General features: G+C 33.7%; 8 protein-coding genes. 2 read left to right on the forward strand and 6 right to left on the reverse strand.

Translation table 11 applies throughout. The features are described from left to right. Positions 1–160 precede the first annotated feature (160 nt). The gene (locus tag EZS29_RS09835; RefSeq protein WP_130609669.1) at positions 161–472 is read left to right on the forward strand and encodes an FMN-binding negative transcriptional regulator; all 312 of its coding nucleotides are present in this window, start codon (positions 161–163) and stop codon (positions 470–472) included. Between the two features lie 204 nt (positions 473–676). Here EZS29_RS09835 and EZS29_RS09840 read toward each other — a convergent pair whose 3' ends face one another. The 6 genes from EZS29_RS09840 to EZS29_RS09865 all read right to left on the reverse strand — a co-directional run bounded on the left by EZS29_RS09840 (position 677) and on the right by EZS29_RS09865 (position 15,372). Continuing rightward, entirely contained in the window at positions 677–1,078 is a 402-nt protein-coding gene (locus tag EZS29_RS09840) for an imm11 family protein (RefSeq protein ID WP_130609690.1), read from the reverse strand. Between the two features lie 164 nt (positions 1,079–1,242). Continuing rightward, positions 1,243–1,476 carry a hypothetical protein gene (locus EZS29_RS09845; protein ID WP_130609695.1) on the reverse strand — a complete coding sequence of 78 codons (234 nt, stop codon included), beginning with the start codon at positions 1,474–1,476 and terminating at the stop codon, positions 1,243–1,245. Positions 1,477–1,658: 182 nt separating this feature from the next. Beyond that, positions 1,659–1,964: a hypothetical protein gene (locus tag EZS29_RS09850; protein ID WP_130609698.1), complete on the reverse strand. Its 306-nt coding sequence runs from the start codon at positions 1,962–1,964 to the stop codon at positions 1,659–1,661. A 60-nt stretch (positions 1,965–2,024) separates the two neighbouring features. Then, entirely contained in the window at positions 2,025–9,035 is a 7,011-nt protein-coding gene (locus EZS29_RS09855) for an FG-GAP repeat domain-containing protein (protein WP_130609701.1), read from the reverse strand. Between the two features lie 62 nt (positions 9,036–9,097). Continuing rightward, positions 9,098–13,096, reverse strand: coding sequence for a coiled-coil domain-containing protein (locus tag EZS29_RS09860; protein ID WP_130609704.1), 3,999 nt, complete (start codon positions 13,094–13,096; stop codon positions 9,098–9,100). A 44-nt stretch (positions 13,097–13,140) separates the two neighbouring features. Then, entirely contained in the window at positions 13,141–15,372 is a 2,232-nt protein-coding gene (locus EZS29_RS09865) for an RCC1 domain-containing protein (RefSeq protein ID WP_172603882.1), read from the reverse strand. A 198-nt stretch (positions 15,373–15,570) separates the two neighbouring features. On the opposite strand from EZS29_RS09865, the gene EZS29_RS09870 reads away from it, so the two are divergent. Further along, complete coding sequence (locus EZS29_RS09870) at positions 15,571–16,437, forward strand: tail fiber protein (protein WP_130609710.1); 867 nt, start codon at positions 15,571–15,573, stop codon at positions 16,435–16,437. Positions 16,438–16,505 lie beyond the last annotated feature (68 nt).

Consider the following 16,505-nt stretch of genomic DNA (forward strand, 5'->3'; position numbering starts at 1 on the left):
ACTCTATATATTTTTACTTTAATAATTTTAGCAATTTAAGAAAGGATTTCTATGTTTATCAACAAAGAACTTGAACACAATAAAGATTGGCTTGAAAAAAAATAATACAGCACAACCCGTTAGCAACACTTATTCTGTACAATGAGCAACTTGAAGTCACATCACTTCCTGTTCCTTTTTTGACAATAAACTCTTAGGGCACCTCGCCAGAAGGAATAGCATAACCAACATCCTTGCAACTGGAACACGAGCGCATTTGGTCTTTAATAGCCACAATAGCTATATTTCACCTAGTTGGTACAAAAACAAAGATTATAATGTCCCAACCTGGAATTATTGTACAATTTTAGCTAAGGTGCGAATTCACAAAATCACTGAGAAAGAAAATATTAAAGCACTTTTAGAAGAACAAGTTGTCTATTTTGAAAAAAAGAACTGGTCAATGGATAGTCTTTTAGACGCCTTAATGTGAGAAATATTATCGGGAATAATAGGATTTGTGTTCGAAATTATTTCCCTAAAATACAAATTTAAAATAAGCCAAAACAGAACGGATGAAGATAGAATCTCTATCCTGCAAAACCTAAATGAGAAAAAAAATGAAAATTATTTAATTCATAATATTATGCAAGATTTTTATGAGTTGGGGTGAGGGGTATTATTTTTTAAAATACAATTAGATATTATCAATAATTTTTAGATTAAATCCAATTAATTTCATCTTTCTTATATTTTTTGCTATTTCTTCACTTACAATTACAATACTATCGCAACCCATTAAGCGAAATAGATGGCTACCCTCAGGTATTTTTTTGGGATCAATAACTAGTTTTGAAAGTTCATATTTATTGCCATAAAAAGCTGGGAGCTTTCTTTTATCTTCGGGAGTAGGGGTAAAAACTGAAAGTTCTTCATTGAGACAATCGATGCATTTGAGAATGTTCAAAATTTGATATTTTTGTGGACAATCTGAAATTCCTTTTTTAATAGGAATTAATTGAAAATGACTCTGATCTACTTTATTAAAAACTTGTTCAAACTTTTCGTAAACAAAAACTGATCCTTCTCTCCCAAACATAATATCACCAAATTTAGGTCCTAAATCAGGATTTGTAATACAATAAAGATTATAATTATCTTGTCGATAAACTCATTTTGTAAACGCCCAATGCGCATATGAAGCTAAAATATCTCCACTTTGAATTATATTGACCACTTCTTTTACGAAATATGATCCAATCTTTATTTCAATTCCATTCTCTGTTTCTGTTTTTGCTGAAAATATCTCCTATTCAAAAAACAGAATTCAACTTCACCAATAAGACCTCCTGAACCATCTGCATCAAGTTCATAAAAAACAGAATCCACTTTAAATTTTAAAATTTTCTTAGATAAATTAATACTGTATTCCAATACTGTTGAATCTGCAAAACTAATTTTATCTAAATCTAAAGATAAATAACTTTTATCTTTCATGTCTTATTCTACACTCTCAAATTATTATCAAAATATTATATTCACAAATGAAAAAATATCGAATTTTAATGACATTAATTTTGATTATAAATGCAAATTAATATTTCTATTTAAAATACAAATTTGCATATTATACGTCAATCAAATTCATGTAATAAAATTGGTTATAAAAACTTAATAAATCATATTTCATAGAATTTTATTGAATTAATATTATTAATTTTAATTTCACTCCAAAAACTATATTTATCTGAAAATCCATTTATTTGTATGTTATTTTTAATATTAGAAAATTCCAATACAAAATCAACAAAAGAATCATCAATTAAAGACCAGGTTTTACTATCTGAATTATAAATATCATTTTTAAACTCTGACCAACCAGAAATAATTGTTTTCACGTTGTTAATTTTAACAATTTCATTGCCTTTCTCATAGAAAGCATGACTAACAACAAATTCAAATATTTTATTTTCAATATTCTTCATATAACTCATTACTCTTGAGTCCGCAAAGAAAATTTCTTTATCAATTAGATGCATAAACAATTACCTTATTATTTTAATATGTGCTTCTACAGAAGCCTCATCAACAATTTTCAAATTTTTATTTAAAGAATTCCCTTTTGAATCGTATATATGCATATGATCATATTTTGACGTTTTATCAGGGGGATCAATCCTTACTCGCATTTTGTTATCTTTTCCTTTAAAATGCATAAATTGGCCTCCCCTACCTTCAAAGTATTTTAATCCCAATGATTTAAGATCACTAACTATATTTTCTATTTTTTTATTTTCTATTTTATTTAAATACTCAACTATTTTTCCTTTCGTTAACTTATTTCCAGATAATGATTGGCCAATTTTAGCAATACCTGATATTCCATTTATTGCTAAACTAGACCCCCTAGCTGCTATACCATAAACAGGTACAACCGATATCACACCCAGCCCTACCTCTACTGGATTATTTTTGATGTAATTTACTGGACCATAAACATTGGGAGAATTATCATACCAATTCGATGGTGAGTTATAAAACGCGATTGCTTCGGATTTTACAAAATGTGAGGCACCTGAAAAATAATTACTAACGCCTGACGACATACTTCTACTACTATGACTAGCCCTTCCATCATTACCGGATTTAACGCCATTATCTCTACCTCCATTATATCCGTTTTGACGTGCGTGCTCGGGCATATTGAATCTGTCAGGTCTTCTGCCACTCATGATATCTTTTGCTATATCTTTAAAATGATCTCCAGTAGCCATTCCTGTGGGATCATTATTTGAAATTGGATTATTGCAAGCGTATTGAAATAAATTCCCTTCCATCGGACTTTCAACAATTTGTTCTAAGCTACGACCCATAAATAAGTCTGGAGAAAGCCACAATCCTCTCGCACTGTCTAAGGTTCTCACTCCCATGCTGCTTAAGCCTGTACTTGCCGAAAACTTTCCTGTGGCAAAAACCGTTGAGCCACGCATTCCTTGAGCTGCATTAATGTTTGTGGAACCGAGAATTTCAAAGGATTTAAGTTCCCAATTGTCACGCATGTTACTTTGTGCATTTTGATAGAGGGCAATATCTGCGCGCTTATTATTGGTTTTAAATTCACTTAAAACTGAGTTGGATAATAAGGGTATTCCACGCGCAAGTCCAAACGGTTCACTGGCATTGCGTTCCACTATTTTTTGAGTGGATATATCGATGACTTGTGAAACTGAGCCAACATGATCTTTAACTACAAGTTCTTTCCGGGTCTGCATTTCTGCTGACTTTAAAGTTTCAGGACTTGTTGCGTTTAAAGTTGGATAACGGGTTATCAATCTTAAAGTTGCAAAGGAGCCTAAGTCTATACTCAGGTGAATTTCGTCTCGTTCAAATGAAATACCATCGGTTATATTCACATTGCGTGGAAGTTTAGTTAAAGTAACTTCTGTGGTTTTATCCTTTTTGTTTTCAAGGAAATCCACTCCATCAAATTCTGCAAGCTGCCCACCCCCTGCATCACTCATGCGGTAATTGAGCAATTCATTGGTTTCGAGATTATCTGCGTCTTTTTTCAGGGCCGCGCCAAAAACTCCCGCAAGCTGTCCACGTCCATTCCAAATGTATTTGTGCATTGGAATTTCTTCTTGATTTTTCCAAGAAGACACAGTTCCATTTAAAGAATCACTGTTTAAAACTGCAAGGGTTGGTGCAACTCCATATTTTCTAAATCCAATGCTGTCGCTTGCAAACTTTTGTAGGGCTGTTTCTTTATTGTCTGAAGAAAGCACTGCCTGTAATAGACCAATTTGTCCTGTTGTGCTATATGAATAAGTGTCTATTAAAGAATTTGCATCTTTACCTATGCGGTCTTTTATAAATTGACCAGAACGGGTAACTTTATTTATTTTTCCGCCAACGGAATATTCATAAGTTATTTTGCCCCAAGAATGACTTTCGTCACCAATTCCTTGTGTACTTGCAAGGCGTCCTTGGGCATCGTAACTAAATAAAGAATTCCCAGATAATGCTGCGTTTGAAATTATGTTTCTGCTCAGATCCGTAGAAGAAATAGGAAATAAGTCTTTGTCATAATCCCAGCGACTGTGAAACAAAGCATTGCTTATTTCTGGTGAAACATCACAAAGTTCATTGGGTGCATTGTCTTTTTTTCCAACCCAATAAGCTAAGGGAACTTCTTTGCGTTTATGCCAACAAGCTTGTAATTCTAAATTATTTTCTAAATTAATTTTCTTAGCATAACCTTCACCATCTAAGTAAACAGATTGCAAAGGTACAGATTGCTCTTTGCCATTTTGGAGGAAACTGAGTTTTGTCAGTTGTGATGTTCCTGCTTCGTATTTTGCTGCATAACCCGTAAAATAATTATCCTTCAGTTCTGTTAATTTATCGCGGGAAAAGCCTCCACGCGAACGCAATTGGACTAAATTACCTGAGAGATCTCTTATTCTCTCGACTTGATAAACACCCACACTTTTTTTATTTTCTAAATCCGAAGAATTATTTTTTTGCAATCCTAAGAACAATTCTAAGTCTTCAGAAACAACCCCGCCTTCTTGATCATAAGACAAAAGTCTCTTGCTTAAACTTCCACCCAATTCACTGAGTGACTGAATAGAAATAGATATTGGCATGCCAATATCTTGCGCACGACTATTTGCTTCAAGTGTTCCGAATTCATATTGAATTGTTTCTTTAGCATGCGTACCGTTTTCTCGATTAAAACGAGTGTGCTCTTCTTTTTCTAATTTTCCTTTTGCATTATATACATAAGATTTATATAAAACGGAAGAGTTTAAGAGATTACAACTTTCAGAATCTGTTCCAACTGGACAAAGCGCAGATTGAACAAGACGACCATAATTATCGTAAAAGTAACGCGATATACCTAAAGCATTGTTTGTCTGTGCTTCGACTTGACCACTTGCAGAAAAGGTTTGCATAGCAAACAAGCCATCATTATTGGATATCTGCGAGAGCCTCCCCAAAGCATCGTAATTGATATTTGTAACCAATGTGTCTTGCGTGATATTTCCATTGTTATCAAGGCCAATGTGCTTTGCCGCAACTTGTCCCAGTTGATTGTAAATTTTTCGTGACCTTCTACCTTCAGGTGAAATTGCTTCTTCAAAATCTACGCCTTGAAAATATTTTTGAACCGATCCTGCGGCAAACTCTTCACTTGCAATATTGCCATCGGAATAAAATTTAAAAATACTTTTTACTTGAAATGAATTCGCATCAGGTAATTTATTATTTAGAATATTCTCAAGCGAAGTTTCACTGTTTAAATACTCTGTGTGAATTTTTCCACGGGAATTTATTTTTGCTTTATTTGTTATTGAAAATCTATTTTCACCTATTTTTGCCGCTAAAAATAATGCTTCATCTCCACCGGATAACCATATTTTGGAAGATAAAGAAAGTTCTTCATCTGCTTGATTGCGCCTATATATGCTCACATACCCAGGAATAATCTCAACGCCTGTAAATTTCCCTAAAACATTTTCATTATAAGAATCTGCAGTTGGAATTATTGGTAATTGTGTGTCAAAATTATTCAAAATTTTAAAAGTTTCTTCAAGACTTAAACCAGAAGCAATTTTTATAGATGGAAAAGAATATTCATATCTCTCTATTTCAACGAGAGTATTACTCAAATTTAAAAAACCAAATGCAGTATTAAACCAATTTAAAAATGGATCCCATAACTTTTGCTCAGTGTGATTTATTTTTAAAGGAGTGTTTCCAGCTCTATTTTTACTTGTGCTTAATAATCTACTAAAAGAATCATAATTAAACTGAGAAATATTGCCTTTATTGCTATATATTTTAAGAATGCGCCCTAAGTCGTCGTATTCAGCATTAATTTTAATTTTATCGTGATCTAGAATGGATTTTAGATTTGAATTTTCTGTATCCCATTCAAAAAATGAATTTTCACCTGTGGCTTTTACGAGCGAAATAAATCGACCGAAAGAATCATATTTTACAGAAGATTGTATTACCAATTCATTGTTTTGGTTCGAAGACCATTCTTCAAGTGGCAAGCCTGTGAAATTATCATAGACAACTTTTTGCGTTAATTGTTTAACACTCCCTAGTGAAGAAGAAGATTGCATCAGTTCAATATTATCACAGAATATTTTTGGGTTTTCTAAATGACTCGAAGGACAAAAATAATTATAAGTTGTGACCTGATCATCGCCAGATAATATAGGAGAATTGCTTTTTACGCTAGTGACAACACGACCCTGTTCGTCATATATATTTGTTACTTTTCCATATAGGTTTTGGTAATTTATATATTTATCACCATTGACAAATGATTCCGTGACCTCTCGATAAACCTGCGCTGGTTCATTCGCTCCATTTACAAGTTCACCCAAACCTGAAAAATCATTTATATTTAATGCACGTAAGGAAATCTGGCTGCGTTCAGTTTTGTAATTTTCTTGGGTATTTATTCTACCCGTAGCAAAAGATTGATCGTTATAAGCTGCTCCAGTTCGTTTATAATAATTCAACCCACTGAGATCGGCACACCACTGCGTTTTTTCTTGTGCAATATTTTTATCAAAACACTCTGCTGGTGCACCTTTAAAAAAGGCTGTTTTTTCTGAACTCAATCGGTTATCTTCAATAGAAGTATAAATTTCTGATTCAGAAATTCGATAACCCGATAACAAGCGCTGCTCCGATAAAGTACCAGCTTGAGTAGCATCACCCACTTCTTGCTTGCGCACGAGGGAAAAGCCGAGGAATTTATTTAGACCACGATCGTATTGAGGAATACGATTTGCATAGCGCGAGATCCGCATAGGGTTAAAGTGATCGGAAATTCCTACTTGTTTTAAGACAGGTAAAATGACGGGCATAAATGGATATTTATTTTCGATTTCTCGAACTTCCGTATCTCCTTCCGCTTCCCTTGCCTCTCTATTTTCTAAAACGGATGAAGAATAATTGAAACTTAAAAAACGTCCATCTGAAGTCACAACTGAGTGCAATAAATTTGGAAAAGATCGGTTCGCGAGTTCTATAATATTATTTCCATAGCCTGCCGATGCGATAATCTGTTGTTTGCCTGTGCCCGTTAAATTCGCCACCGCCATTTGCTGCGTATTCATTTTGGGGGCATTTTCAATATAAGACTCCGTTAAAGGCTGACCAAGTCCATTATTGATTAAAAAATGATTTCTATTGAAATAAAGGCTAGGCAAGCCAGTCCCTGTGAAATCACCAAAAACAATTTCACTCAGCTTTGTTCTTGCGAGAGAAGGAATAACTCCAAGATCAATTTTTTCAAAAAATTTACCTTTTCTTTCACCTTTAGCAAGCCTGCCATTGTTTAAATAGAGTGTTACTTTTGCACCATAGAACTCTAAAAAATCGGGCAGTCCATCTGCATTCCAGTCCACAACAGCGATATTTGAAATGTCAGCATTTCTTAAATCTAAATCGGTTGGTATTGTGACTTTTTCACCTTCAATAAAATAAACGTCTAAACTTTTTTTATATTCTCCAAGTCCTTTATTTAAAAAAATGTGAATTCCAGTTCGTCCACTGCAGAAAAAATCTCCTTTGCCATTCCCTGAAAAATCCGCAAGTTTCCATTTTCTGGCGTCTGGATTACAGCGAGACATAAAACTGAAATCATATTTATCAAATCGAGCGGCACGCTCAAAACTTATGTTTCCATCTGCATCTATTTTTCGATCATTAATCATAATATAAGGTGTGATTTCACCTTGGCCTGAAGAGATTAAAATATCAGTCAGACCATTGCCTGTGTAATCAAAAAAACTCATATTTGCTAGTTTTTTATAATTAGGATCACGAATATGTTTATTAAAGTTAATAAATTGTCTTTTTGTTTGGGCAAAGTTTGTTTCTTTGTCTGGCAAAAAAACCTGGGAAGGATCGTGAGAATAAAGCCAGACACCAGCAGTCCCTGCAGGAATAAGTGATTGCGAAGTTCCAACACCAAGTATATCTGCAAATTTTGTATATTCAGAAATAGGTGTTTTTAAATAAGAATCTTTAGCATGATTTATGGACTTAAATGAGTCCGCAAGTGAGGAGTTCACACCACGATAACTAAACAGAGTTTTTGGTAAGAGATCACTTTCACTCTCTCCAGTTTCTTGCACAGACAGCAGTCTTGGAAATGAGTTAAATTCGTTGTCTTCATAACGAAACAAATAACTTCTAAGCTGTTTATTTTTCTTCAGAACTCGGATTTTTTGTACCCGTCCTGCAATCAATTGTGCAAGTCCACGCACAAAATGTGGATTTTTAAATCGATTCTCTTCGTAATCGACTTGCACTTGCAGATCGTCTGCGACAATTGTACTTAGAAGTGGTTTTGAGACAAAAAGAAAATCTTCTTTAAATTTAAAAGTTTTTGAAGATGCTGTTGGCTTTGTATAAGTATAATATATTTTTTGCTGACCTTGAAAGGTTGATTTGGCACTTAAATACCATTCCATTGCCTGCCCATCTGCATCCACAACTTGCGCATCTACAGTGGATCCAAACGAATAGACCTCACCATTTGCTTTATAATAAACAAAACCACTTTCTCCGCAGCGAAGAATATCTCTGGCAGAATTCAAATGACTTGCCCAAGTGCCATTCCCAAGGGCAATCATTCTTGAACCATTTAAATAAAGATTGTCTGCATTCGAAGTAGCACAAGTGCTGCTTGTGATAAATTGTGTGTTTCCTTTTTTTAAATCTAGAGCTAATTTTGGCAGATTGAATTTCCAAAAAGAACCTGCTTCACCTAAAGCATCCTTAGAAGAATAGAATACACTTAAATCAATACTCAATTGACGCAATGCAGGGGTCTGAATGGGAATTGTGTATGAGACATCACCATTTTCATTTGCCGTCCAATCTAAACTACGTGCTCCAAATTTTCCGGGTGCTTCAGGTCTTGAGAGAGTGGGTGCAGAGAGTGATGCGGCATACAATTCGTTTGTTGTTAACAAAAGACTCGATAAGGCAAACAAATACTTTAAATTATTTCTTTTCACTTTATTCTCTTTTTATAAATGAATCTAAAATAAACTCCGTTTTTAAACGGAGTTTTCTTCAATCAGTTTGAAATAATAAAATTAAATTCAACACCAACTGTCTTGATTTTCTGATCGCTTTTCCTTTTCTGATTCACTTTTTTATCTAAATGAAATGGTGCATAGACAAATGTGTAATTGCCTAAAAGAGGCAATCCAGCAAATGAATGCTCAACAGAGGCCTTTGCACTCGCACAAGAAGAGGAATTGAGATCATCTGAGTTGAGACAGCCTGATAATTGATTGGTGTGTTGTTCGAGATTCGACAGTATATTTTTAGTGTTTGATAAATACCCTGTTAGCGGTTTCCAATAAGCATCATTTACCAAGGGAGAACTGTTGGGATCCTTTGACAATAATTGAACCCATTTAAGAGATGAAAATCTATTATCTAAATAATTTATTTCGTCAGGTAATTCCGAATAAGTGGTTTTGACCTTTGTACACATTGAGTTCTGTGCATGTAAAGGATCAAATAAATATGGGAAGCTCTTGCCATAGAGAGCATATTGATCTTTTTCGTAGTCTATTTTTGTCATAAACTCATTATATTGATTATTGCTATAATTGCTAAAGTTTTCCCCACATTGATCTGAATTAAGAGAATTTTTATCAAGTCCATCATGCATTAAATATGCTAAATTAGCTTGAACTGAAAATGGATACGAATTATATTGATTAATTCTTGGATTATCTTGAATTATATTAACAGTTACATCAATAAGACGTGAGTTATAATGTTCATTATTAAACTCATCCAGAATAAGGTTTTTAATTGAGAGAAACTTTTCATCAAAATTTAAACTAGAAAGACCTTTTGCGTTAAGATTATCCAAAAACTGATTGTCGAAGATCTGTTCCGAATCATCTGCAATAAATTGCATGCTATCCCTATAATCACTTGAATAGATTTGTAAACTTAAAATTTTCTGCTGACTATATAAACTATTATTTTTGAATAAAAGTTTTTCCTGCAATGTACTTAAGTCAACTAAACAATTTTGCGCATCATAGAAAGAAGCCAAATAGGAACAGTTTACTTTGGTCCTAGAAACTAAATCTAAAATATTTGTATAATGATCATGCGCAAGAATTCTTGAACCTGATGGCATATTTAAAATTTTATTTGTTGCTAGATTTAAATAATCTTTTGCCAGAGCACTTACTTTATAAATATCTGGAATATAATTTAAAAAACTCTGTAAATTTGGACTGAGTGAGGTAATTAGTACCGAACTATTTTCATGACTCTGGTATTTAGCTTTTGCACGCGCTATCGAAAACTGTAAATTTTCTGTTTGCAATTGGGCAATAGAAAGACTTTCTTGTGCTACTTTTTCCGATGCTTTTGTTGCCTGCAATTGAGCTTTATAAATTTTCTGCTTATCTATGGCAGTTTCAAGTTCTGTAAATCTAATGTTTTCGATACTTCCTATATAAAAAGAATCAAAGTAATTGCTGTCAGCAAAGTTTTCCAAAGAATTTAAAACTTTGCTTGTCAACTCTTCATCAATTCTAAGAATGTTTTCTAGATTTTTAAATTGTGCTTGAATATTATCTATTTCAATCTGTAACTGAGTCATTGATTGATTAATTTGTAGCGATTGTAACTCTGCTTGTTCTATTTCAATTCGAGCATCTAAAATTGATGCAAACTTTGGCCTGTGACCATTCTCGGAATATTCTAAAATTGCTGAACAGAATTTTTGTGGTTCTGTTAATAAATGTCTATTTTCAGCATTCACGCCTAAGTAGTTTTCAATATATATTTTTTCAGCATTTGACATTGCCACAGTATTTGCATAATTTATGTTATTCTGCAACCCTGAAAAATAACCTGGTTCGCTTTTAGATGAATATGAAAAATCTTTATATAGATAGTTGATTATTCCTTTAAATGAATCTAAATTCTTAATAATTTCATCACATTTGACAATTAAATTATTTTCTTGTTTTGATTTTTCTGTAGATCGACAATAATTAATAGTTTTTTCATCATAACTAAGGGATTTTTCAAAATCTGAATCTTTTAAACGAGTTCTTGCTTCAGATATCACTGCCATTTTGCATGCAGGAAGAATAGTCTTTGGCAATTTCCTAAAAATATTTAAAAAATTATTAGCATCATATTCAGGAGTATTTAATTCATTCATAACTGCCGATAAATCACAACCCGTATTACCTATAATAGCTGTGACAGAGTTTAAACGATTGACAAGTTTTCCACAATTATTTTTCCAATCGTTTGTTGCTATTTCATACTTTTCCTTGGTTAAGTTCGAAATTATTCCTCGAATGTCAAAAGAACATGTTTCTGAATTTCCATTACTACATAAATCTTTCGCATTATTTTGCTTTTCTGCCAGTTTTTGTGAGCTATAATTATCAAAGCTTTTCTTTACACTTTTTAGTTTTTGCAATGCACTGAGATTTAAAACATAATTTCTAAATTGATTCTTCTGTTGAATTTTTGCTTGCTCAATTTCATTTTGCGAACCATCGAACAAAATTTGTGTAGCGTCGAGTTGATTTCTATTGAACTCTAACTCAGAACTTGCCTTTGTAACAAGCTTTTTACTCACCTCAAATTCATTTTTTAAGAATTCAATATTATCAAATATTTCTTGTTTTTTATTTTCAAAATCGTGAGTCTGCAAAAGATTTATTTGCGATGTTTTACCTTTCAAGCCTTCAAATTTACTTTGTAAAAACTTTAACCGTTCTTGCAAGCGCAATGGATTGAGCGATGCTGGATTGACAAAGTTATAAGAAAGTCCTTTTAAGTTTAGATAACTATTGGCAAGCTCTGGTTCTGATTTTATGTATTTATCACACTCCGCCTCTTCCCAAAACATATTGGCTAAATTATCTGCAGGTGATTTTTCAATTTCAACTTTACTGGCACTGGAACAGACCAAACGTTTTAAATCAATTTTAATTGCTTTTTCTTTTATGGTTGCAAGTTCTGAGCACATAGAATTAAAATGAGTTGGAACATCGTTGCTTGTATTATTTTTGTTGCAATTATTTCCACTCAGAGCAGCTGTTGCAAATTGCCCTGCATTGAGAAGGTCGGCTGCAATAACCAGTTTTAAGGGAAGCTTCTTATTGTTGTGTTCTTCTGGGTTTGAATCAGGATATTGAGTATTTAATTCTTCGAGATCATCCTGTAAACTTTCATTAGGTAAAGTAACAGGCATATTTAATTCTTTTGCAGAAGTCACTCCATTCCAACGATATATTGCGCGCTCATAAAAGCCAATAGCTGACAGAGCTTCCGCAAAAGCTCGAAGCTGATAATCTAGACTTTCTTCGCTGATATTTTCTTTAAAACCAAATAAATATTGTTTGTTCCCTTTTTTATCGAAGGAATAAATACGTGGAATTTTATCAGAAAAACGACGCTCTTTTTCAGCCAACTGAAGAGCAATCGTAGCAGAACGAATAAGACCATTTAATTTTGCAAAACGACTTTTATTAAAATTGTCTTGTTCATTCCAATTTTCACTTTCAGCGGGGTCATCTGTACTGTGTGAAGTTAATAAAGATTCTTGATTGAATGGAGCCAAGGGAACTCTTTGCAAAGTGTTCATAAGCAGAGCATTGGCCAAATACAACTCAGGATAATAGCATGCATAGATATTAGCATTTGCTGGTTTCTCAGAATGAGTGAGTTTAGTTATTTTATCGAGTATACTCACTAATGGAATTGCAGTATTTCCAACATGGCTGAGAAGATCTTTATTATTATATTCTTTGAATATTTCTTTGATTTCATTTTTAAATTCTAAGTTATCAATTGAACAATTTTTTACTCTTTGCGCCATATCTGCATAGGAAACATGCGAGCTGGTTCCATCATGAAAGGTAGAATTAGCCGCGCTTAAACTGATTGCATTGATACGTTTTTCGTTTGCACTATCCATATTTGAATATTCAACGCTATTTTTATTGCAAGAGTAAAATAAACAGGTGGAAAATGACAATGCTATGATTCTTTTAAACTTCTTGTTTTCAAACATATTTTTAAGTCCTATAAAAATAATTTATCTTTAATTTTAAAACTTCAGTGAGATTTTCCCCAACAAGCAAGTGTGTTGTCTAAAGTTAAAATTCCACATGCTTGATTTTCACCTAAACTCAATGACTTAAATTTTTTATGCGCCTGAACACGTTTGATTCTCGAGAAATTCTCTCTTAATTTTATAGGATCAATGATTCCATTTTGATTTTTGCCCAAACAATAAGCTTCCTGCTTGTCACTTAACATGCAAGTTGTACTTCCCTGCGCTGTGATTTGCGTCATATTTTTTGTATTTGCTAAATCGACCGGTTTATTTATTTTATCGCCGCTGTAGGCAATTTGCTCTTCGCTATTATCGCCCCAACATACGACTTTATTTTCTTTTGCCTTTTTTGTTTTTTTGATTCCACAGAAATGTTTTTCTCCACCGACAATGCTGAGCAGTTTAAGATTCTCAATTTTTTCCGGAGTCTTTTTTTTATTTCGATAAGATATTCCAAGGCCCAATTCACCTTTCGCATTGCTGCCAAAACAATAGACTTCGTGTTTTGCAGATAGAGCGCAAGTTGCATTCCCACTCAAAGCAAGGTCGATAAACTGGACGTTATTAATACTGACTTGAGTGAACTCTGTTGCATTTAAAGAATTTGTAAATGTTCCATTGCCCAATTGCCCATAATTATTTTCACCAGCACAAAAAAGAGCCCCATCTTCTTTACGTATGGCGCAGGAATGACTATTGCCAACAACTATTTTTTTCATGGGTGAAGTTAACGAAGTGATGACCTGTGGATATGTACGTTGAGTTGCAGAGGAACTCTCTGGATTGGACCAGCAATAACTGTTCAAAGGGCTTTCATTGCTCACTGCACAAGTGTGATCAAATCCCACGCTCACTTGCGTAAATGCCTGTGGACTGGCCCACGGAGTTACGAGAGGTGCACTCCAAGGATTTGCTAATATATCCGATATACTACCGTTAAAACTTGAGCAAAATGCGCGGGTTTTAAATGAGCTGATTCCACAAATATAATTGCTACCAACACTGACACTTGAATAAGTATTTTTTTGAATAAAACCAAAACATTGGATGTCTTTATTCTGAGTCACAACACAAGTTGATCTTGAGTTTCCAGCTATTGAAATAATTGGTGAAGGCATGAGTTTTTTGGGCTTAAAATGAGCATAATTGCTAAATCCATTCCTGTTCTTTATTTCTAAAGAACCCTCTTTGGGATCTCCTCCTATTTGGCCAAATGTGTTGTCACCAAAACAATAAGAAATATCTTCAGTTGTAATGGCACAGGAGGAGTAATTGCTTAAACTGAGCGATTTGAAGTTTAATTTTGCAAAATCTGGGTTCTCGAAATGCACAACTGGGGAAGGATTCGATAGATAAGAATTTAATATGGGATTGTATGAAAGTTGCCCAAAGCTATTGTTTCCCCAACACTCTACTTTTCTGTCCAAGTTAATAGCACAAACATGCGAGTCTCCAGCAGCAATCTCTAAATATTTATTATTGTTAACTTGAACAAGTTCAGTCGAGTTCCCAGCAAAATTTCTTTGTCCCGTTTGACCAAAGGAATTATTGCCTGCGCAATAAATATGTCCACTTTTTTCTACATTGTTATTTGTTGAAACTTCATTTGTAAGAGCACAAAAAAATCCGTCACCAGAGGCAACGGATAAAAAAGTCTTCCCCGCTAAATCTATTTGCTGAGCTTCAAATATTTCTCCAATATTATTATTTATATTGGTAGAATGAAAAACAGGCAACTGCCCTTGCGATGTATCGCCCCAGCCCCAAAGGTAACCATCACTGTCAATGGCATAAGAGTTTTTTCTTGAGACATTGATCGTTTTAAAAGTTTTTTCTAATAGTATTTTTTTAGGAATATTCTCATCACCGGGATTTCCGTTACTTAATGAGCTGTACTTTTTTTGTCCCCAGCAATAAATAGAAGAATCTTCAGAATTAATTCCACAGCTGTGATTGTCTCCCAAGCTCACACTTGAAAAATTTCCTAATATTTCTGATTGATTTGGGGGAAGGCGAGTAAAATCAGAATAAAGATTAAAACAAGTCAAATTTGCTGAATTTTCTGATAAAGAACAGTATGAATTGTTGTTACTATAAATACTTGAAAACAATCCTGTTCGATTCCATATCACACTCCTTTTTTTTCGCGAATTATTAGCAGCATCTGCAAGTGTTGCCCCATGCGCTAATAATAAGCAGGAATATGAAAGATAAACTAACTTTTTTTTCAAAACATCCTCCTTTTGCAAAAATAAGTAGCACAAATTATATGCTAATATTGAATAAAACAGAATAAACATATTTAAATTAACATTATTGTCAATATTTAAAATATAAAATAATTATTTGACATTTTTTTTAATATATTTATAAATATTAAATTAATTTGTGGATAAATTTTTCCTCAAAAAGTAACAAGGAGATATGATATGAGATTAAAAAATATGTTATTTATTTCTGCTTTTTCTTTATCATCAACAGCATTTGCTCAGAATGACGATGCTTCGGTTGCATATATTTTAAGCTTAGAAGATAGGATTCAAAAACTAGAACAAGACAGTATCAGTCACAATCAACCACGAATTCCTGTAGGTACAGTGCTTGCCTTTGCTGGGGAAAATATCCCAGATGGCTATTTTCTGTGCGATGGGAGAGAGCTTACAAGAGCACAATACCAACATCTTTACCAAGTTATTGGTGACAATCATGGCAACGGCAATGGTTCGACTACCTTTCATATACCTGACTACCGTGGTTTATTCTTAAGAGGTGTTGGTGTTGATGAAAATATTGCTCCCGAATCTGCTCTTCGCCTTGCAATGAAACCCGGCGGAAGCACAGGTGCAAAAGTAGGTTCCATTCAAAATGATTCCGATCGCTTGCACTCGCACTCTGCTGGAAAGCTAAAAAATTCCGCGAGTAATTTGTTAATTTCGGGAAATGCAAGTCCTAATAATAGTAGTATTAGCGGATACACAAGTGATAGCGGAGCACATTCCCACGAATTTGATGATGCTTATTTTTCATCACGAAATGGAAATGGAACAAATCCAAAGGGCGCCTCAAAAAGTGGCGAAGATGGAGTGCCTGCCCATGGCTATTATGAAAGACGTGAAAACACAGATGCAGGTGGATCTCACGTGCACTCATTCTCATTTAATCTCCCAAACTACAACCTAAACTTCACGCAAAAAACAGCCCTACCCCAAATCATTTCGGGTCGCACAGGTGTAACAGGTGGCAAAGAATCACGTCCGAAAAATGCGAATGTGAATTATATTATTAAATATCGTTAGGTTTATTAAAATTGATTTCATAATTATATCTAAATTTTAAGTTGTTCTCATAGTTAAATCCAAATAAA

It is taken from the genome of Fluviispira sanaruensis, assembly GCF_004295685.1.
In the GTDB taxonomy this organism is placed as follows: Bacteria; Bdellovibrionota_B; Oligoflexia; order Silvanigrellales; family Silvanigrellaceae; genus Silvanigrella; species Silvanigrella sanaruensis.

Bases quoted from the DNA above. Each gene is read 5' to 3' on its own strand.
- EZS29_RS09850 (WP_130609698.1), bottom strand. From the start codon at position 1,964: ATGAAGAATATTGAAAATAAAATATTTGAATTTGTTGTTAGTCATGCT.
- EZS29_RS09840 (WP_130609690.1), bottom strand. From the start codon at position 1,078: ATGTTTGGGAGAGAAGGATCAGTTTTTGTTTACGAAAAGTTTGAACAA.
- EZS29_RS09860 (WP_130609704.1), bottom strand. From the start codon at position 13,096: ATGTTTGAAAACAAGAAGTTTAAAAGAATCATAGCATTGTCATTTTCC.
- EZS29_RS09845 (WP_130609695.1), bottom strand. From the start codon at position 1,476: ATGAAAGATAAAAGTTATTTATCTTTAGATTTAGATAAAATTAGTTTT.
- EZS29_RS09870 (WP_130609710.1), top strand. From the start codon at position 15,571: ATGAGATTAAAAAATATGTTATTTATTTCTGCTTTTTCTTTATCATCA.